The organism is Sinorhizobium sp. 6-70 (assembly GCF_030124375.1).
GTDB lineage: Bacteria > Pseudomonadota > Alphaproteobacteria > Rhizobiales > Rhizobiaceae > Sinorhizobium.
Genome location: NZ_JASKLS010000018.1, coordinates 61,551 through 80,879, shown reverse-complemented (window position 1 = coordinate 80,879; position 19,329 = coordinate 61,551). Strand labels below are relative to the sequence as shown.

Below are 19,329 nucleotides of genomic sequence, written 5' to 3'. Positions count from 1 at the left end.
CGGAACAGGATGTATCATGTCCGCCGATTCCCGCGTTGCCGCCATCACCGCCCGCATCGTCGAGCGTTCGAAACCCCAACGCGAAGCCTATCTCGATCGCGTCCGCAGCGCCGCGGCAAACGGGGCGCATCGCAGCGTGCTCGGCTGCGGCAACCTTGCACACGGGTTTGCCGTCTGTTCTCCCGCCGAGAAGGCGGCGCTCGCGGGTGACCATGTCCCAAATCTCGGCATCATTACCTCCTACAACGACATGCTCTCGGCGCACCAGCCGTTTGAGACCTACCCGGCACTGATCCGGGAGGCTGCTCGCGAGGCGGGCGGCGTGGCGCAAGTCGCCGGCGGCGTGCCGGCGATGTGCGACGGCGTCACCCAGGGCCAGCCTGGCATGGAGCTGTCGCTCTTTTCGCGCGACCTGATCGCGATGGCCGCCGGCGTCGGCCTGTCGCACAACATGTTCGATGCGGCCGTCTATCTCGGCGTCTGCGACAAGATCGTGCCTGGCCTCGTGATCGCGGCGCTGACCTTCGGTCACCTGCCCGCGGTCTTCATTCCCGCCGGGCCGATGACCTCGGGCTTGCCGAATGACGAGAAGGCCAAGGTCCGCCAGCTCTTCGCCGAGGGCAAGGTCGGTCGCGACGAATTGCTCGAGGCGGAATCCAAGTCCTATCACGGCCCCGGCACCTGCACCTTCTACGGCACCGCCAACTCCAACCAGATGCTGATGGAGATCATGGGCTTCCACCTGCCCGGCGCCTCCTTCATCAATCCCGGCACGCCGCTGCGCGACGCGCTGACGAAGGAAGCAGCCAAACGGGCGCTCGCCATCACCGCGATGGGCAACGAGTTCACCCCCGCGGGCGAGATGATCGACGAGCGTTCGATCGTCAACGGCGTCGTCGGCCTGCACGCTACAGGCGGCTCGACCAACCACACCATGCACCTCGTTGCGATGGCGCGCGCCGCGGGCATTCTGCTCACCTGGCAGGACATCTCCGAGCTTTCCGACATTATCCCGCTTCTGGCCCGTGTCTATCCGAACGGGCTCGCGGACGTGAACCATTTCCACGCCGCCGGCGGCATGGGCTTCCTGATCGGCCAACTGCTGAAGAACGGATTGCTGCACGATGACGTCCGGACGGTGTTCGGCCGGGGGCTCGAGGCCTATGCGATCGACGTCAAGCTCGGCGCCAATGGTGGCGTGCACCGCGAGCCGGCTCCGCAAGAGAGCGCCGATCCGAAGGTGCTGGCAACGATCGATCAACCATTCCAGCACACCGGCGGGCTAAAGATGCTCGCCGGCAATCTCGGCAAGGCGGTCATCAAGATTTCGGCCGTCAAGCCGGATCGTCATGTCATCGAAGCGCCGGCGAAGATCTTTCACGACCAGGCCGAGCTCAACGCGGCGTTCAAGGCGGGCAAGCTGGAGGGCGATTTCGTTGCCGTGGTCCGCTTCCAGGGTCCGAAGGCCAATGGCATGCCGGAACTGCACAAGCTGACGACCGTGCTCGGCATCCTGCAGGACCGCGGCCAGAAGGTGGCCATCCTGACCGACGGCCGCATGTCCGGTGCCTCCGGCAAGGTCCCGGCAGCCATCCATGTCACGCCGGAAGCCAAGGACGGCGGGCCGATCGCGCGTATCCAGGAAGGTGACATCGTCCGCATCGACGCGATTGCCGGAACGATCGAGGTGCTGGTCGAAGACATTGCGCTGAAAACGCGCGTGCCGGCCCACATCGACCTCTCCGACAACGAATTCGGCATGGGCCGCGAGCTTTTCGCGCCGTTCCGCCGGATCGCCGGCGCAGCGGATCATGGGGCAAGTGTCCTGTTCTAGATCATTTCATTGTTTCATTGAAACAGTGAAATGATCTAACTCGTTGAAACTACGCAATTCCGGACGGAAAACCGTTACACACTTTTCCTGGAATTGCTCTAGAGCGACGTCGGACATCTGCTGCCGTTCAGCTACGGGAGCGGTCCCGGAGGCATATCGTTTCGGCCGTCGTACCGTTCGATTTCGAGCGTGAATACATCGACGCCCTCGATGCAGCGGGCGTTGAGCGAAACGCGGTCGCCCGGATAGCCGCTTCGCATGATCGCGGTGCCACATGTCGGGCAGAAGTGATGGCCTTCGGCGATGCCGCGCCAGATGTAGCTCGACAGGCGGCGCTTTTCGGTGATCAGCCTGACAGCGGCGGCATCCACCTTCCAATGCAGGAAACCGGAACGCCGGCACGTCGAGCAATTGCATTCGAGCAACCGCGATAGTTCAGCGTCGACTTCGACGCAGATGTCGGCGCAATGACAAGAAAGCCGATAGGGTCGCTGCATAACGGTCCTCTCACTTCAATCGCAGTCGATTTGAGAGTTGCCACAGCTCGAGTCTTGACGAGGCAGTTAATCCCGTCAAGACGCAGTGCAATGCACACACGAGCGCCAGACACGGCGCACGTTTTCACCGTCAGCGATAGATATCGAGCGTGCGATTGCGGTGGTTCGGATGCGTGCTGTAGACGAAAATCCGGTTCAGATCGCGATCTGTCAAAAGCCGCAGGAAGCGAGCTTCGATGATATTGTTGCCGTGGACACGCTTGAGCAGGCACCCAATCAAGGGGATGCGCGCGCTCGGGATATCGAGATAGAAGTTCCGCGGCAATTGGAACTGCGTCATGATGCCTATGAGTGCGCTGCTTTTGGAAAGCTTGATGATCTCGCAGCGGCGAGACGAGAGGTGCTGCATGCCCTTCTCGGTGAATTCGATGCGCGCCTCGTTGCGAGTGTCCTCCATTGGGAAATTCGCTTCCCGATCGTACATGAAGGACTCTTCCTTGTTGAGGAAGTGCTGGGCCGCGCCGCTCATCGAATTCGCCTTTCGCATTTCAATCTGCGGCCACGCTAACCCATGAAATTTAACAGAGAGTTTGGCTTGCCAGGCACATGCGGAAAACCCGTCCGGCAGCGCCGGACGGGTGAGATATGGTTAAATCTACCTAACTGAAGCGCGCGCTCTTTCCCCGATTCCGCCGCACCACCGGTGGCATAAACTAGGCGCGATAGCTCCGTCCTTCGGCATCGAAGAGGTGAAGCTTCGCCTTGTCTGCGGTGAAGCGCACCTTGTCTCCCCGGTTGACCTGCGGGATGCCCGGGATCTTGGCGATGAGCGGCTCGTTTTCGACCAGTCCCTCGATATAGAGCAGGGTTACTTCACCGAGCGCCTCAACGATCGAAACCGTTCCTTCGAACAGGAAGTCTTCGGACTGCGTCGCCTGGAGGTCTTCCGGCCTCACGCCGAAGCTCGCCTTCTTTCCTTTCTCGGAAGCGTTCGTGGTTATGTCGAGCGTCACCGACTTGCCGCCTGCGAGTGTCACGGTCGTCTGCGGGCCGGTGGCAGCGACCGTCGAAGGGATGATGTTCATTGCCGGCGAGCCGATGAAGCGGGCGACAAAAAGGTTCGCCGGGCGCTCATAAAGTTCGAGCGGCGCGCCGACCTGCTCGATATGACCTGCAGAAAGCACGACGATGCGATCAGCAAGCGTCATCGCTTCCACCTGGTCATGGGTAACATAGATCATTGTCGTATCGGCCATCTGCTCGTTGAGCTTGGCGATTTCGATCCGCGTGGCGACGCGAAGAGCAGCGTCGAGGTTGGAAAGCGGCTCGTCGAAAAGGAAGACCTTGGGATCTCGGCAAATCGCCCGCCCGATCGCGACGCGCTGACGCTGGCCGCCGGAGAGCGCCTTTGGCAAACGGTCGAGATAGGTCGTGAGCTGGAGGATTTCCGCCGCCGAGCGCACGCGGCGGTCGATCTCCTCCTTCGACTCCTTGGCGATCCGCATGCCAAAGGCCATGTTGTCGTAGACCGTCATGTGCGGGTAGAGCGCGTAGGACTGGAATACCATGGCGATGCCGCGCTTCGATGGCGGCACATCGTTGACCCGGTCGCCGTCGATGAACATGTCGCCGCCCGTTATCTCCTCAAGGCCGGCGATCATCCTCAGCAGGGTCGATTTCCCGCAGCCCGACGGTCCTACGAAGACGATGAACTCGCCCTGCTTGATGTCGAGGTTGATGCCGTGAATGACATCAACGGCCCCATAGGACTTGCGGATATCTTTAAGCAGCAGGCCTGTCATCGCACCCTCCCCTCGCTGTCTCTTCACAATACATTTTCTTCATGCGAACCAGCGTCCGCTTCGCCTGAAGATGCTTAGGCCAGACGCGCAAAGAACGCGCCCCAGCCCGGAAGATTGATCGTGTTGTCCTTCATCTCCGAAACGAAACCGTGTCCTTCGAGCGGTTCCAGCGGTTCGGTCGGCACGTTCGCCGTCGCGAGCCCTTCGCTCATGTTGAACAGGCAGAGCAGTTTCTCATTACCATGTGTGCGCAGGAAACCAAGAAGCGGCGCCTCAGTCTCGAAAAACTCGATCGCGCCCTTTGCAAAAGCCGGATGCGCCTTCCTGAAGTGCAGGAAGCGACGATAGTGCTGCATGACGGAGGCCGGATCGGCCTCCTGAACGGCGACGGCCTGGGCCAGGTGGTTCTCGGGAACCGGCAGCCACGGCCTGGTGTCGCTGAACCCGCCGTCCGGCATGCTCTCCCATACCATCGGCGTGCGGCAACCGTCGCGGCCCTTGAAGTCGGGCCAGAACTGGATGCCGTAAGGATCCTGGAGATCCTCGTAGGCAAGCTCCGCTTCTGGCAGCGCCAGTTCCTCACCCTGATAGATGCAAACCGAGCCCCGCAGCGACATCAAAAGGCTTGCCAGCAACTTGGCGTGGGCGCCGTAATCGCTGACGCCGTCGGCCCAGCGGCTGGCGTGCCGGACGACATCATGGTTGGAGAATGCCCAGCAGGCCCACCCTTCGGGCGCCGCCTTCTGAAAATCAAGCAGCACCTCGGCCACGCGGCGCGGCGCCAAGGGATCGGGCGCCAGAAACTCGAAGGCATAGCACATATGCATCTTGTCGCCGCCGGAGGTGTATTCGCCGGCGATCTCAAGCCCGCGCTGGCTGTCGCCAACTTCGCCGACGGCGGCGATTGCCGGAAATTCGTCCATCACCGCCCGGAAGCGCTTGAGGAATTCGAGGTTTTCCGGCTGGTTCTTGTCGTAGAGGTGTTCCTGGTAATTGTACGGATTGACCGCCGGTGCCGTCGAGGCATTGCGTCGCTCCGGCACCAATGCCGGATTGTCGCGCAATTGCTTGTCGTGGAAATAGAAGTTGATGGTGTCGAGCCGGAAGCCGTCGACGCCGCGCTCGAGCCAGAAGCGTTCGACGGCAAGCAGCGCCTCCTGCACCTGCGGATTGTGCAGGTTGAGGTCCGGCTGCGAGGTCAGAAAGTTGTGCAGGTAATATTGCAGCCGCGTCGGATCCCAAGCCCAGGCCGAGCCGCCGAAGATCGACAGCCAATTGTTGGGCGGGGTTCCGTCGGGCTTGGAATCGGCCCAGACGTACCAGTCGGCCTTGGCGTTGTTGCGGCTCGACCGGCTTTCGGCGAACCAGGGATGCCGATCGGACGTGTGCGACAGGACGAGATCGATCATGACCCGCAGGCCGAGCCGATGCGCCTCGGCGATCAGCGCGTCGAAATCCTCGAGCTTGCCGAAGATCGGATCGACATCCCTGTAGTTGGAAACGTCATAACCGAAGTCCCTCATCGGCGAGGTGAAGAAGGGCGAAATCCAGATCGCATCGACGCCGAGCGCCGCGACATACGGCAGCCGGGCGGTGATGCCGTTGAGGTCGCCGATGCCATCGCCGTTGGTGTCCTGAAAGGAGCGCGGGTAGATCTGGTAGATCACCGCCCCACGCCACCAATCCCTGTCGGGCTTGAGGATGGAATCGGTCGTTGCTGTCATATTCATTCGTGTAGAAGGTCCTTGTCCTGAAATCTGTCAGCCGCCCTTGACGGATCCCGCGAGCAGACCGCGCACGAGATAGCGCTGCAGGGCGAAGAAGACGATCAGAGGAACGACGATGGTGATGAAGGCGGAAGCGGTGAGGATTTCCCAGTTGCCGCCGCGAGAGCCGAGCAGGTTGACCAGCCGCCCCGTCAGCACGAGCTGGTCCTGGCCGGTACCGAGAAAGACGATCGCGACCAGGAGATCGTTCCAGGTCCAGAGGAACTGGAAGATCGCGAAGGATGCGAGCGCCGGGAAAGACAATGGCAGGATGATCTTGACGAAGATGTCGAAATCGCTGGCGCCGTCGACGCGCGCGGATTCCATGATCTCGCGCGGCAGGCCGGCCATATAGTTGCGCAGGAGATAGATCGCCAGTGGGAGACCGAAGCCGGTATGGGCGAGCCAGATGCCCATATAGGTCTTGGCCGGGACACCGAAGAATGCGCCAACGCCGTTGTAGAGCTTCAAGAGCGGAATGAGCGACATCTGCAACGGCACGACCAGCAGCCCGACGACCACGGCGATCAGGATTGCGCGCCCCGGAAACGGCATCCAGGCCAGGGCATAGGCTGCAAAAGCAGCGATCAGAATCGGGATGACCGTCGATGGAACGGCAACCGTCAGCGAGTTGATGAAGGACGCACCGATGCCCTCCGCAGTCAGCACCTCTTTGTAGTTGTCGAGGGTGAAACGCGGTGGTGCCGCGGCGGTGAAGAAGATGCGCTGGCCGCGCGAGCCTTCCATCCTCGTATCGGAGACGATTTCGAAGGTGCCGTCCGCCTGCACCGTCAGCTTCTCGCCGCCGGTCAGTTCCGCGGTCTCACCGGCCTTGAACGCCGCCGGTTCGCGGCTGGAGAAGCCGAAGGCCGAGATCTGCCCGGCCTGACCGTCGAGAACGTTACCGGAGATGACGAACTTGCCATCACGTTCGACCTGGCTGTCGGCCGACGGGGCGCGCGCGACATCATTGCGCGACGAAGTGGCAAGAGCCGTCCACCATCCGGAAACGGCGAGTTGGTCCTTGTCGCGCAGCGACGAAATCAGGAGGCCGGCGGTCGGCATCGTCCAGAGAGCGACGATGAGAAGCACCGAGAGATGGACGGCCCACATCAGCGGGGAGCGCGTGGCTGGGGTCATCTCAGTGGCTCCTCATTTCCTTGGCCGCGTTGCGGATGTTCCAGATCATGATCGGGACGACGAGAATCATGATCACCACGGCAATCGACGCGCCGCGGCCGAAGTCCCCGCCACCGCGGAACATCCAGTCGAACATGAGGTTGGCGAGCACCTGGCTCTGCCATTGCCCGTTCGTCATCGCCAGGACGATGTCGAAAACCTTGAGCACCAGGATTGTGATGGTGGTCCAGACGACGGCGATCGTGCCCCAGATCTGCGGCACCATGATCTTGAAGAAGATCTGCCAGCCATTGGCGCCGTCGATCACCGCAGCCTCGATGGTCTCCTCCGGTATGCCGCGCAGGGCCGCGGAAAGGATGACCATCGCAAATCCGGTCTGGATCCAGATGAGGATGACCATGAGGAAGAAATTGTTCCAGAAAGGCAGCGTGATCCAAGCCTGCGGCGCGCCGCCTAGGGCGACGACGATGGCATTCAAGAGCCCGATCTGCTCTGTTCCCTCCGCACGGTAGTCATAGATGAACTTCCAGATGACGGCCGCGCCGACGAAGGAGATTGCCATCGGCATGAAGATCAGCGTCTTGGCGATATTGCCCCACCAGATGCGATCGGTGAGCGCGGCAATCACCAGGCCGAAGAAGGTGGACAGCGCAGGCACGACGAGCAGCCAGAGGAAATTGTTGAAGATCGACTGGCGGAATTCCCCGTCATTCATCATCCAGCCGTAATTGCGCGCGCCAACGAAATTCTGGCCGCCGCGGTCATGAAGGCTGAGCCACACGGATTCGACCACCGGATAGAGGAGATAGATCGTCAGCGCGAACAATGCAGGCGCCAGAAATAGCCAGGGTCTGATGGCGTTGGTGATGCGCAGGTTGCGGGACGCGGCCTTACCGGAGAGGCCCTTCGATGGGAAAATCCGGTCGAGAATGAAATTGGTGCCCCAGAAGTAGGCTGCGCAAGCCAGGACACCGGCAATCATCGTCAAAATGGCAGCGAGTAGCTGCTGCATGACACATCCCTCCCCTTAAACGCGCTCCGGAGCAGGATCTCCAAGCGCATTGTGTGATGGCGGCTACCGCTCTTGATTGGGATTACCCCGATTGCTGAGGCAATCCGGAAACGAAGGAGCGGCGGACGATCTACAGCGCCGCGCGTCTTATCAGACGCGCAAAGGACGCTGTAGCACTTCGAGTTGCTGCATGTTTTCACCCTTAAATCGGCAACGATTTAAGGAAACATGCAGTAGGCATCGTCCGCCGTCTTTATTTGATCTTACTTGATGGCGTCCCACGCCTTCTGCACGCCGGCTGCGACGTCGGCAGACGATTTGCCGCCTACGTAATCGACCATGCCCGTCCAGAAAGCGCCCGCACCGATCTTGCCCGGCATCAGGTCGGACCCGTCGAAACGGAAGGTCGTGGCGTTAAGCAGGATTTCGCCCTGCTTCTTCAGCGGCGGGTTACCGTAAGTCTCCACGTTGACGCTCTTGTAGGGCGTCAGGAAGCTTGTCTGGGCCATCCAGACCTCGTGCGCAATCGGCGTCTTCAGGAATTCGATGAAGGCGCGTGCGGCCGGCGTGTCCTTGGTGATCAACGCAAGCGTGCCGGCGCCGAGCACCGGATTGCCGAGGTCCTTCTTGCTCTCATAGGGAGGCATGTAGAAGAAATCGGCGTCCTCGCCGATCACCGTGCCTTCCGGGAAGAAGGACGGAATGAACGAAGCCTGATGGTGCAGGTAGCACTTCGGCGGCGAGGCGAAGAGGCCCTTCGGGCTGTCACGGAAGTCAGCAGAGGCCACAGCCGCAGCACCGCCGTCGACGAACTTGTCGTTACGCGCGAACCAGCCGAATTCGTCCAATGCGCCGGTGACCGCCGGATCGGTGAACGGGATCTCGTTCTTGACCCACTTGTCGTAGACATCGGCCGGCTGCGTGCGCAGCATCAAGTCCTCGACCCAGTCGGTCGCCGGCCAGCCGGTCGCGCCGCCCGAACCCAAACCGATGCACCACGGCTTTTGGCCGTCGGCGGCGATCTTTTCGGTCAGCGCCTTCAGCTCTTCCATGGTCTTCGGCACTTCGTAGCCGGCGTCTTCGAAGTTTTCCGGCACGTACCATACCAGCGACTTCACGTCGATCTTGTAGGGGAATGCATAAAGCGCCGCTTTGCCGTCCTTGCCGTTGTAGGTGGAGAGGTCGACCCAGGACTGACCGGCGGCATAGTTATCGAGCAACCATTGCTTGGTTTCGTCGCCGAGCGGCGTCAGGTAGCCCTTCGAGGCAAGGTCGGCGATGAGACCCGGCTGCGGCAGGATTGCGACGTCCGGCGGGCTGCCGGCTTGCGTGTCGATGACGATCTGCTGCTCGTAGTTCTCGGAGGACGAATACTTGAGATCAACGCCGGTCGCCTCGACGAAGTAAGCATAGACGCTCTTGAAGAGCGCCTCGTCCTCGCCGCGCCAAGGGCCGAAGATCGTCAGCGTCTGCCCCTTGAGGTCGTGACCCTTCTTGAACTCCTCGAAGCTCGCCCAGTTGAACTTGGAGTCCTCGCCGGGCTTGAATTTCAGCTCGGCAGCATCGGCAGCCCCCACTACCAGGGCGAGCGCAGCCACGCCCATCAGGAATGATCTCTTCACGTTATCGTCCTCCCAACATGAACCCGGACGTTACGCCGCGGGCGGATCATCTACGCGCAATTCAAAGCGCTTTGAGTTCGCTAAGAAATCATCGCCGCGGACGAAGAGTCAAGCGCTTTCCTTCGGCTCGCCTCGATGCGACGTGGATATTGCTATGCATCAACATTTTGCGCCGCGAAAACACGGTTTTCCGCTTTTTCCGGCACCGAACGGGTGGTAGAGGACATTGGGGGCGCTGACCGGAACATCCTAAATGAAAGGAGCATCCAAAGCGCTTTGGGAGGAGGCCATGCCGGTCAAACTTAAGCAGCTAGCGGAACTGCTCGGCCTGTCGCAGACGACGGTCAGCCGAGCGCTCAATGGCTACCCGGAAGTCAACGCCAAGACACGTCAGCGAGTCCTGAAAGCGGTCCGCGAGACGGGCTATAGGCCCAACCGTGCCGCGCAGCGGCTCGCGACCGGCAAGGCCTACTCCATTGGCCTCGTGATGCCGATCGCATCCGGCATCGGATCGGACATTCATTTCGGCGAATTTCTCGCCGGTCTCGCAGAAGAGGCCGTCAAGCATGATTTTCATTTCGTGCTGAACCCAAGCGCGCCCGAGGATGAAGAGTCGACGTTCCGACGGCTGGCGGCTAGCGGCAATGTCGACGGCCTATTTCTTGCCCATATGCGCGCCAGTGACCCGCGCATCGCCATGCTGAAGTCGCTGTCCATCCCTTTTATCGTGCATGGCCGATCGATCGGCGGCTCGAAAGACTATCCGTTCCTAGACATCGACAACACCGCCGCCTTCTACGAGGCGACGAGGCTTCTCATTCAACTCGGCCATCGGCGGGTCGCACTCATCAATGGGCAGGAGCACCTGGCCTTCGCCATTCGCCGGAAAAAGGGGGTGACGCGCGCGCTCACGGAGTGGGGTCTCGATCTCGACGAAACATTGGTCCACCACTCGGTGATGACCGATGGATACGGCTATCGCAGCATGCAGCGCTTCTTGATGCAGCCGAATCCGCCGACCGCCGTTCTCTGCTCGAGCACCGCTCTGGCACTCGGCGCCGTGCGCGCGATCAATCAAGCCGGTCTCACGGTCGGCACGGACATCTCGATCATCGCTCACGACGACGTTTTGCCGATGCTGAAGCCGGAAAATTTCAGCGTGCCGCTGACGACGACGCGCTCGTCCCTCAGGGCCGCCGGCGCACGCGTCGCCTGCCGGCTGATTGGCGGCATCCTGGAACGCGGCGCCTACCCCGATCAGGAGCTTTGGCACCCGGAACTGATCGTTCGGGCCTCGACGGGGCCCGCGCCAGGCAAATAGGAATCGAAGTGTGGGCGGCAGGGACCGCCCCACCCATATCGTCTTAGAACTTCGGTGGCTTGCGACCGGCCTTGCGGCAGGCGGCAATGATCGTGTTCGCCATCAGCATGGCGATGGTCATCGGACCGACACCACCGGGGACCGGCGTGATCACGCTCGCGACCTTGGCGCTTTCCTCGAAGGCGACGTCGCCGACGAGCTTTGTCTTGCCTTCACCACGTTCCGGCGCGGGGACGCGATTGATGCCGACGTCGATCACCGTCGCACCGGGCTTCACCCAATCGGCCTTGACCATTTCCGGGCGGCCCACGGCGGCAACCAGAATGTCGGCATTGCGGCAAACGGCAGGCAGGTCCTTCGTGCGCGAGTGCGCCGTCGTGACCGTCGCGTTGGCGGCAAGAAGCAGCGCCGCCATCGGCTTGCCGAAGAGGTTCGAACGGCCGATGACGACGGCGTTCAATCCGGAAAGATCCTCGCCATGCGTGCGGCGCACGAATACCATGGCCCCGGCGGGCGTGCACGACACGAGCCCGCCTTCGAGATCTCCGGTCGCAACCTTGCCGGCATTGACGACATGCAAGCCGTCGACATCCTTCTCAGGGAGAATGGATTGGATGATCGGCTCCGAGCGAAGATGCTTCGGGAGAGGCAGCTGCACGAGAATGCCGTGGATGGAGGCGTCCGCGTTGAGTTCGGCCACAAGCGCCGCCAGTTCCTCCTGCGATGTTTCCTGCGGCAGCGTGTGCTGGACCGAAAGGAAACCGCATTCCTTGGCCATCTTGCTCTTCGCCGACACATAGGTATGGCTTGCCGGATCGTGTCCGACGATCACCACCGCGAGCCCGGCGCGCACGCCGGTTTCCGCCTGCAGCGTCTTTGTGGCGGATTTCACGGTTTCGATGACCGAAGCGGCAACGGCCTTGCCATCAATCACAGTCGTCACGGCGTATCTCCCGGTTTGTCCTTCACACACGGCACACTCTAGTTCGCACGGCATCAAGCGATTGCCTGCATGCGCCCTATGCTGTTCCAAACGCATAAATGCAAGAGCCGACGAGGCCGGAACAGCGATCCGACGAACGACCGCCGCATTTCCTTGCATCGCTGAAAGATCGGGATCCGCCCCGCCTGCAACGTCGTGAGGGATCCGGCGGCACCAGCGAGAACTTTTTCGACGTCGGTCAACGACGATTGTCCAGCAACGGAATCATTCGCGCGAGATGCGGCGACTGCCGCGATACGCCCCTGGTGACAGTTCGAAATGTTTCGGCCCGGACGCATTGGCGAGGTCGCGCTCTATCGGCCTCCACCGAAAGGCGTGATAGGTGCGCGGCCGCCCAAGCTCGGCCATGCGCCGATAGATCCGTTCGAGCCAGCGAAGGAGACCGGGCGTGCAGGAAAATTCCCGAGAAAAATAGTCGCCAACGGTGATGACGAGCCGGCCGTGCTCGGGTGCAATATTTCGATCGACCCATTTCTCCTGTTTCGAGCTCTCGATCGCCACGAGAAGAATATCGGGCCGGAGCGCGCGTACTTCGCCGAGGGCGTTCGCCTCACCGGAAATGCCACCGAGGGCGATGAATTGGTGCCAGGGCGCGTGGCTGCGGAAATTTTCGGCGGCGCGCTCCGCAACATGTCGGTCCCAGCCGATCACCGCGACACGCATCGGCTTTTCGATGTAGGTCAGCAGTGCGGGCACGAAAGCCATCGCATCCCGACTGGTCGGAAACATGCGGTCGGTCACGACCGCATGCCACTTGGGTCGTGAGACGACCGTGTCGGCGAAAGCCAAGGCATCGGCCCAACCGAAATCGCGAGGCGGCGTGCTGGAAGCGATTCGCTTGAATGTAATAGCGGCAATGCGCGAAACGGCGTTCATCATGATCCGCCTCGGGTCCTGCCGATCGAATCGGCGACAGGCCATTGCCAAATGCTTTCCGCCGCACCGAAGTGCGAGGCGGGATTTGCCATCGGCGCGATAGAAGAAAGCGGTATCGGAGACATGTTGCCACACGGGATCAGAGACTATTTTTCTCATTTTAGCCGCTTGCAGTGAAACCGCGTTTAAGGCTCTCATTCAAAAGCCGTTTTCCGGATTCAACATCTGTTTAGGAAGTTTTGCTGTAGTGCTTGCCGGCTATCTGCGCGCACAGGTCTCAAGATGACGCCGAACGGTCAGGACATCACCGTCTATTTCCAGACCGAGCGGGAAGATGCGGCGGATATCGAACTTGTGGTCGTCGTACCGACCTTCCGCCGGCCCGATCATATCGTCAAGACGCTGAAAACCATTGTTTCGCAACGGCCTGACGTTCCTTCCGCCACGATCGTGGTGGAGAGCGACGCCGATGGCCTTGACGGCGCGGAGGTGGCGAAAGGCTTCTTCCTCGGGCATCCGTCCGATTCCGCCGTTGTCGTCGTTCGCCGCCGCGGACACGCCCATGCCTGCAATGCCGGATGGGCGGCGGCGCTCGATCTCTATCCCAACCTCCGCGCGCTCGCCGTCATCTATGACGATGAAGTTGCCGCTCCGGAATGGCTCGATTGCCTCGTTGCAGTCCAGGAAACCCACGGGGCCGATATCGTCGGCGGGCCACAACTGCCCGTGTTCGAGGATCCGCGCGAACAGAAGTGGAAGCGGCACCCCGTTTTCACGCCTCCTTACAATGAGAGCGGACCGGTACCGATCCTCTATTCGGCAGGCAACGTCCTCATAACCCGGGCGGTGCTTGATGGGATGGCGCGGCCGTTTCTGGATCCGGCACTCAATGTCGTCGGCGTCGGCGACGCGGATTTCTTCGATCGATGCAAAGCGAAGGGGTTCACGTTCGCTTGGGCAACGGAAGCCTGGGTCGCGGAAACGGTTCCAGTGCTTCACACCACGAGGTCATGGATCCGCGCCCGCAGTCTCGAGAACGGCGCGATCTCGGCACTCCTGGAGCATCAGCGCGATCCGACATTCACCGGTCGGTTGAAAGCGCTCGGTAAATCCCTTGCGCTCATCGCCACCTCTCTGCCGGTCGGCCTCAAACTTTGGGCGGAGACCGGGCTTGCCGCTGCAAGCCTCTATCCGCTCTACGTCGCGGTTGGCCGGCTGACGGCGAAGATCGGCTCCGCCGAGGCGCAAGACCGGACGCGCAAGGTCACCTAGATCATTTCATTGTTTCATTGAAGCAGTGAAACGATCTAACTCTTTGAAATAACACAATTCCGGACGGAAAACCGTTACACACTTTTCCTGGAATTGCTCTAAGGCCGGCTCGCAAACAAAGTGCTAAAGCGAACTTAGCGCGTCCAATTGGACGCGCGGCGCTATAGGACCGGTCAATGGGCGCTGCTATTCGCCTTCACCGCCCCTTCGGGGATCTTGTCCGCGGCGATGTTGCCATTCTTGTCCACGACAGGAACCGGCTTTTGATATGGCCTGTTCTGGCTGTTGGCGACGCGCTCGACATCATCCTTGGTGAGATATTCGAGCTGTTCCACCAGAACCTCGGTAATCACTTCATTACCGAGCTTCTTGTTCAGCCCATCCTTCACCGCGACCTTGAAGGTCGGCAGATCGAAGGATCCGGTGTCGGCGAGGTCGACGAACTTCGAGCCGACGAGCATGTCGTAAAGCTCGTCCGTCACGACCTGCCGAAGCGGTGCGTGCAGCTTCGCAATGCCTTCTTTGGTGGCCGAAAAGGACAACTTCGCAAGGAAGTATCCCTGCACTGCCCCTTCCTTGATGACCGGGACCGTGATGATCTCCCCCGGTATGTATTCCTCGGATGCGCGTCTGTCCGCGTCGGCTTCCGATACGACAGGCGCGGAAGCATATTGCATCGAGAAATAGACGGATCCGAGCGTAACGGCGCAGACCCAGACCCCGGTGAGAACGAGCTTCAGCATCAGAAATCGCTATAACGGAACTGCGCTTCGGTGTAGATGCCATCCGCGTCGGCATCCTGGGCAGCCGTCTTGAGAAGATCCACCACGGAACGCACCGCCTCCAGATGCGCCTCGACCTTCTGGGAGTTGATCTGCAGCTTGTTGCGCAAATGGCGCGTCTGCGAAACGAAGGCAGGCGAGATTTCGCCGGGAACGGCATCCCGGTGGAGCATCGTCAGTTCGTAGAGGCAGCGGCTCTTGTGGGCGTTTGACGTCTTGATATCGAAATCAGGGTCCACGCCGATCCGGCTGTTCTCGTTGTCGATGATCATTTCCAGCCGGCCGAGAACATTGCGAATCCGTACGTCATTCGATGCCGCAGCTTCCATAAAAATAAACTCCCAAAGTAAATCCAAGGCACGATGCAGGCGGAAACCGCCGGATATGCTCGTACGCTCTAGGACAATTCCAGGAAAAGCTCTTAGCGGTTTTCCGTCTGGAATTGCGTAGTTTCAAAGGATTAGAGCTTTCACTGTTTCAGTGAAAAACAGTGAAAGCTCTAAGCTTGCTTCTTCTTTTCATCGTTGGTCAAAAAGCCGGAGAGAGCCTTGCGCTCATATTCCTGGACCATGCTCGTCGCGAGGTTGTGGCTGTTGCCGTCGACGGATGCATTCACCCGACCGGTCGCATCGTCTCCGACCAACTGATCGGCAATACCGATACCGCCGCCTGCGGCAAGAACATCGCCGATCTGCTCGGCCATCATGCTCTTCCAGACGTCGCCGGCTGTGCCCTTGCCATAGACGTTTTCACTCTCGCTCGGCAGCATGGATTTTACGAAATTCTGCAGCACCATCGCCTCGAATTTGCGATAGGTCTCGGGAATCTTCTTCTGCTCGACCCGGTTGTTGATGTCGCCCAGTCCCGTCGATCCCTCGGAGGGGTCGAGAACGGAAACCGCCGCGGCAAAGCCGTTGCCGTTTTCCGCGAGGCTCGTTGCCTGGAAGGCGGCTCGGTTGGCCTTGAGCCTTGCCTGAGCCTCCTGGATTTCCGCCGGATCGGCCGCACGGACAACGTCCATCACAAGGTCGCTGGGCGGGGAAATAGCCATGTCAGATCCTCTCGAACCGAAGCGCCCGCAATCCTGCGCGGCCGCAAATGTCCCGAACCGGGGCTTGCCCATCACTGGAAGGTGAGCCCCCGATGGCACACTATCGCCCTTCAACCTTACCGGAAGCTGGCGGAGCGAAGTGCTGGTCGAGCAGATCGAGGATCGCATTGTCGGCCGCTTCGCGGTCCTCGGCGAGCCGGGCATCCTTCATGTGCTCTTCAAACCGGTCGCCCTTTGCGCGTTCTCTCAGCATGCGCGCCTCGTGAACCTGCTGAATGCCGAGCAGCATCTGATCCTTCTGTACCAGGCGCCCGAGGTGGGAGGCGTAATGCCCTGAGAAAATGCGATGCATCGGATGAGCCGAACCCATTGCATCGACGACCACGTCGATCGTTTCGGCAAGAACGGCGCGCTGGCGCGCAGTCTCGGTGAACTCGCTTTCCGCCATCCGCTCGAGGTGCCGCTGGACGGCGACCAGGCGCTTTAACTTTTCCGATCGCGTCTTCACGCCTAGCCTCCCTGCATTACCGGCGCGAAGCCGTCGGCGAAGAGCCGCAGCATTGCGGCGATCCCGAGATAGAGCAGGAACATGCCGCCCATGATGAGGTAGGGCTGGGAGATGAAATAGACCGGAATCTGCGGGGCGAGCTTATTCACCATGCCGATCGCGACGTTGAAAAGCAGGCCATAAATCAGGAACGGGCTCGCGAGCCTGAGCATGATCATGAAGGTCTGCCCCAGCGAGTTGGCGAGCGTGATCAGCATGCCTTGCGGATCAAAGCCGCTGCCGATCGGCATCACACGGTAGGATTGGGCGACCGCCTCGATCATCACATGGTGGAAGTCCAGCATGAATAGGATCATGAGCCCGGCGAAGCTGATCAAGCTGGTGAGCTGGTTTTCGGCCGTATCTTCGAGCACGTCCGCCGTCGGCGGCGGGCTGAAACCCATCAGCATGGTCGCGGCCGTGCCGGCGAACTGCAGGCCAAGCACATAGTAACGCGCGACGAGACCGATGACGGCACCGACGATCGTCTCGGTGGCGATGAGGTAGATGTAGGTATGGCCCTTTCCGGTGACCTGCGGGTAGATGTCGTTCCACATGATCGGCAAGATGGCCATCGAGATCGCAACGGCGATGAACAGCCGGACCTGGACGGGAACGCGCGCGGCTGAAAATCCCGGCATGATCATGATGCAGGCGCCGATTCGGCAAAAGGCCGCAAACAGCGCCAGGACCGTGCCCTCCGGGTCGGTGATCATGAAATCGAGCCGATGATCTTGATCTCAAGGCCTTTGGCGAGCTCGACATGGGAGAGCACGGGCAGCGTGGCGAAAAGGCGTTCGATGATCATGCGCACATAAGAACGGGATTCGGGCGAACTTACCAGCACGAAGGGCATGCCGCGATCGAGATGTTCACGGATAACTTTGGTCGCCTGCTCGCTGAATTCCTCCAGGTGACGGGGATCGATGTCGAATTCGACGATTTCTCCCTTGGCATCGCGTTTGAGCGCCTGGTGGAAGACCACGTCCCATTTGTTGCCGAGCCGGAGAACGCGGAGAACGCCGTTGTCGGCGAGGTCGCCGCAGAGCTGTTGCGACATGCGCACGCGCACATGCTCGACGATCTGCTCGGTCTTGCGCACATGCGGTGCAAGCTCGGCCACGGCTTCGAGGATGAGGTGCAGATTGCGGATCGACACGCGCTCTGCAAGCAACAGCTTCAGGACCGCCTGCAAACCCGAATAGGACATGTGCGACGTGCAGATCTCGTCTGCGAGCTTTCGGTATTCCGGGTCGAGCCGCTCGATCAGCACCTTCACGTCCTTGTAGGAGAGGAGCTGCGGAAGATTGTTGCGGATGACCTCGCTTAAATGGGTCAGCACCACCGAGACGTTATCGATCGGGTGGAACCCTTCGCGCTTTAGGTCTTCCGTAAAGGTTTCCAGGATCGAGACGGCCGGCATGCCGAAGGCTGGCTCCCTGATCTCGTCGCCGGGCACGCTCGGCCGGCGGCCGCCGCCGGTCACAACCAGCACTTCGCCGACCCGCACCGTGTTGGACGCGATCGTCGTGCCGTGAATGCGAATGTGGTAGGCCTTGTCCGGGATCGAGATATCGTCGGAGACCTTGATTTCCGGAACGACGAGGCCGTATTGGCCGGCAAATTTGCGGCGCATCTTGCCAACACGGAAAGCGAGTTCCTGATGCGCGCCGAGCAGCCGCGTCGACACCTGCTTGCCGAGCAGAAGTTCGATCTCCGCCGTCTTCAGCACCGACTTGACCGAATCCTTGTCGCTCTCCTTGGTCTCCTGCGCCTTCATCGCCTCGTGCGCCCGCTTCTCCGCGTCGGCGGCCTCGAGCTGCTTCGGAATGAGCCAGCCGAGGAAGGCCATGCCGCCGCCTAAAGCTGCGAACGGCAGGAATGGCAGCCCCGGCATGACCGAAAGCAGGATGATAAGGCCGGCGGCGACCGTCAGCGCCCGCGGATAGCCGCTGAGCTGGCCGACGACCGCCTGGTCGGTGGAGCCGGCGGTGCCGCCGCGCGAGACGAGCAGGCCGGCGGCGAGCGAGACGATCAGCGCCGGGATCTGCGAGACGAGGCCGTCGCCGACGGAGAGCTTGACGAAAACGTCGGCCGCCTCGCCGATCGGCATGCCGTGGCGGAGATAGCCGATGATGATGCCGCCGAAGATGTTGATCGCGGTAATGATCAGGCCGGCGATCGCGTCACCGCGGACGAATTTCGACGCACCGTCCATCGCGCCGTAGAAGGAGCTCTCCTCTTCCAGCTCGCGGCGGCGCCGCTGCGCCTCCTTCTCGTCGATCAGGCCGGCCGAAAGATCGGCGTCGATCGACATCTGCTTGCCGGGGATCGCGTCGAGGGTGAAGCGGGCGCCGACTTCGGCGATACGCGTCGCACCCTTGGTGATGACGATGAAGTTCACCGTGATCAGGATCAGGAAGACGATCAGACCGATGACGAAATCGCCGGACATCACGAGGCTGGCGAAACCGGAAATGACCCCGCCCGCAGCGCCATGGCCTTCATGCCCGTGCGAAAGGATGACGCGCGTCGTCGCGATATTCAGCGACAGGCGCGTCATCGTGGAAATCAAGAGGATGGTCGGAAAGGAAGAAAACTCCAGCGGCCGCTGAATCCACAGCGCGACCATCAGGATCAGCACCGAGAAAGCGATCGAAAACGCCAGCCCCATATCGATCAGGAACGGCGGAATCGGCAGGAACAGGATCGACAGGATCATCACGATCCCGAGCGCAAAGCCTATGTCCCTGCTCTTGGGTGCGAGTTTCGGGATGGTCAGCGTCGCCTGTTGTGCCATGTCT

Annotated in this window: 18 protein-coding genes; 3 read left to right on the top strand and 15 right to left on the bottom strand. The window is 60.9% G+C overall.

Features of this window, described 5'->3' with window-relative positions; translation table 11 throughout:
* The first annotated feature begins 16 nt into the window (after window positions 1-16).
* A complete protein-coding gene (edd, locus tag QN222_RS26520; protein ID WP_283961575.1) occupies window positions 17-1,834 on the top strand; it encodes a phosphogluconate dehydratase in 1,818 nt (605 codons plus the stop codon).
* Window positions 1,835-1,965: 131 nt separating this feature from the next.
* Here the strand turns inward: edd and QN222_RS26515 are convergent, their stop codons facing one another.
* The 7 genes from QN222_RS26515 to QN222_RS26485 all read right to left on the bottom strand — a co-directional run bounded on the left by QN222_RS26515 (window position 1,966) and on the right by QN222_RS26485 (window position 9,673).
* Window positions 1,966-2,331, bottom strand: a complete 366-nt coding sequence (locus QN222_RS26515; RefSeq protein ID WP_283961576.1) for a GFA family protein — start codon at window positions 2,329-2,331, stop codon at window positions 1,966-1,968.
* A gap of 130 nt (window positions 2,332-2,461) precedes the next feature.
* Entirely contained in the window at window positions 2,462-2,860 is a 399-nt protein-coding gene (locus QN222_RS26510; RefSeq protein WP_283961577.1) for a hypothetical protein, read from the bottom strand.
* Between the two features lie 184 nt (window positions 2,861-3,044).
* Window positions 3,045-4,133 (bottom strand): sn-glycerol-3-phosphate ABC transporter ATP-binding protein UgpC, encoded by a 1,089-nt coding sequence (locus tag QN222_RS26505; protein WP_283961578.1) that lies wholly within the window; start codon window positions 4,131-4,133, stop codon window positions 3,045-3,047.
* 74 nt (window positions 4,134-4,207) lie between these two features.
* Window positions 4,208-5,863, bottom strand: a complete 1,656-nt coding sequence (locus QN222_RS26500; RefSeq protein ID WP_283961579.1) for an alpha glucosidase — start codon at window positions 5,861-5,863, stop codon at window positions 4,208-4,210.
* A gap of 30 nt (window positions 5,864-5,893) precedes the next feature.
* Entirely contained in the window at window positions 5,894-7,039 is a 1,146-nt protein-coding gene (locus QN222_RS26495; protein WP_283961580.1) for a carbohydrate ABC transporter permease, read from the bottom strand.
* A gap of 1 nt (window position 7,040) precedes the next feature.
* Window positions 7,041-8,051, bottom strand: a complete 1,011-nt coding sequence (locus QN222_RS26490) for a sugar ABC transporter permease (RefSeq protein WP_283961581.1) — start codon at window positions 8,049-8,051, stop codon at window positions 7,041-7,043.
* 263 nt (window positions 8,052-8,314) lie between these two features.
* Window positions 8,315-9,673 (bottom strand): ABC transporter substrate-binding protein, encoded by a 1,359-nt coding sequence (locus QN222_RS26485; RefSeq protein WP_283961582.1) that lies wholly within the window; start codon window positions 9,671-9,673, stop codon window positions 8,315-8,317.
* A 289-nt stretch (window positions 9,674-9,962) separates the two neighbouring features.
* Between QN222_RS26485 and QN222_RS26480 the strand changes: the two genes are divergently transcribed.
* Window positions 9,963-10,994 (top strand): substrate-binding domain-containing protein, encoded by a 1,032-nt coding sequence (locus QN222_RS26480; RefSeq protein ID WP_283961583.1) that lies wholly within the window; start codon window positions 9,963-9,965, stop codon window positions 10,992-10,994.
* A 43-nt stretch (window positions 10,995-11,037) separates the two neighbouring features.
* Here the strand turns inward: QN222_RS26480 and folD are convergent, their stop codons facing one another.
* Entirely contained in the window at window positions 11,038-11,937 is a 900-nt protein-coding gene (gene folD / locus QN222_RS26475) for a bifunctional methylenetetrahydrofolate dehydrogenase/methenyltetrahydrofolate cyclohydrolase FolD (protein WP_283961584.1), read from the bottom strand.
* A 264-nt stretch (window positions 11,938-12,201) separates the two neighbouring features.
* Window positions 12,202-12,876 (bottom strand): WecB/TagA/CpsF family glycosyltransferase, encoded by a 675-nt coding sequence (locus QN222_RS26470; RefSeq protein WP_284005659.1) that lies wholly within the window; start codon window positions 12,874-12,876, stop codon window positions 12,202-12,204.
* Between the two features lie 279 nt (window positions 12,877-13,155).
* Between QN222_RS26470 and QN222_RS26465 the strand changes: the two genes are divergently transcribed.
* The gene (locus tag QN222_RS26465; RefSeq protein WP_283961586.1) at window positions 13,156-14,145 is read left to right on the top strand and encodes a glycosyltransferase; all 990 of its coding nucleotides are present in this window, start codon (window positions 13,156-13,158) and stop codon (window positions 14,143-14,145) included.
* A 173-nt stretch (window positions 14,146-14,318) separates the two neighbouring features.
* Here the strand turns inward: QN222_RS26465 and QN222_RS26460 are convergent, their stop codons facing one another.
* From QN222_RS26460 to flhA, 6 genes are all read right to left on the bottom strand, one after another.
* Window positions 14,319-14,888 (bottom strand): hypothetical protein, encoded by a 570-nt coding sequence (locus QN222_RS26460; RefSeq protein ID WP_283961587.1) that lies wholly within the window; start codon window positions 14,886-14,888, stop codon window positions 14,319-14,321.
* The gene (locus QN222_RS26455; RefSeq protein WP_283961588.1) at window positions 14,888-15,256 is read right to left on the bottom strand and encodes a hypothetical protein; all 369 of its coding nucleotides are present in this window, start codon (window positions 15,254-15,256) and stop codon (window positions 14,888-14,890) included. Before QN222_RS26455 ends, QN222_RS26460 begins: the two co-directional genes overlap by 1 nt.
* A 170-nt stretch (window positions 15,257-15,426) precedes the next feature.
* Window positions 15,427-15,978 carry a rod-binding protein gene (locus QN222_RS26450; RefSeq protein ID WP_283961589.1) on the bottom strand — a complete coding sequence of 184 codons (552 nt, stop codon included), beginning with the start codon at window positions 15,976-15,978 and terminating at the stop codon, window positions 15,427-15,429.
* A 100-nt stretch (window positions 15,979-16,078) separates the two neighbouring features.
* The gene (locus tag QN222_RS26445; RefSeq protein ID WP_283961590.1) at window positions 16,079-16,486 is read right to left on the bottom strand and encodes a hypothetical protein; all 408 of its coding nucleotides are present in this window, start codon (window positions 16,484-16,486) and stop codon (window positions 16,079-16,081) included.
* Between the two features lie 2 nt (window positions 16,487-16,488).
* Window positions 16,489-17,241 carry a flagellar biosynthetic protein FliR gene (fliR, locus tag QN222_RS26440; RefSeq protein WP_283961591.1) on the bottom strand — a complete coding sequence of 251 codons (753 nt, stop codon included), beginning with the start codon at window positions 17,239-17,241 and terminating at the stop codon, window positions 16,489-16,491.
* The gene (flhA, locus tag QN222_RS26435; protein WP_283961592.1) at window positions 17,238-19,325 is read right to left on the bottom strand and encodes a flagellar biosynthesis protein FlhA; all 2,088 of its coding nucleotides are present in this window, start codon (window positions 19,323-19,325) and stop codon (window positions 17,238-17,240) included. Before flhA ends, fliR begins: the two co-directional genes overlap by 4 nt.
* Window positions 19,326-19,329 lie beyond the last annotated feature (4 nt).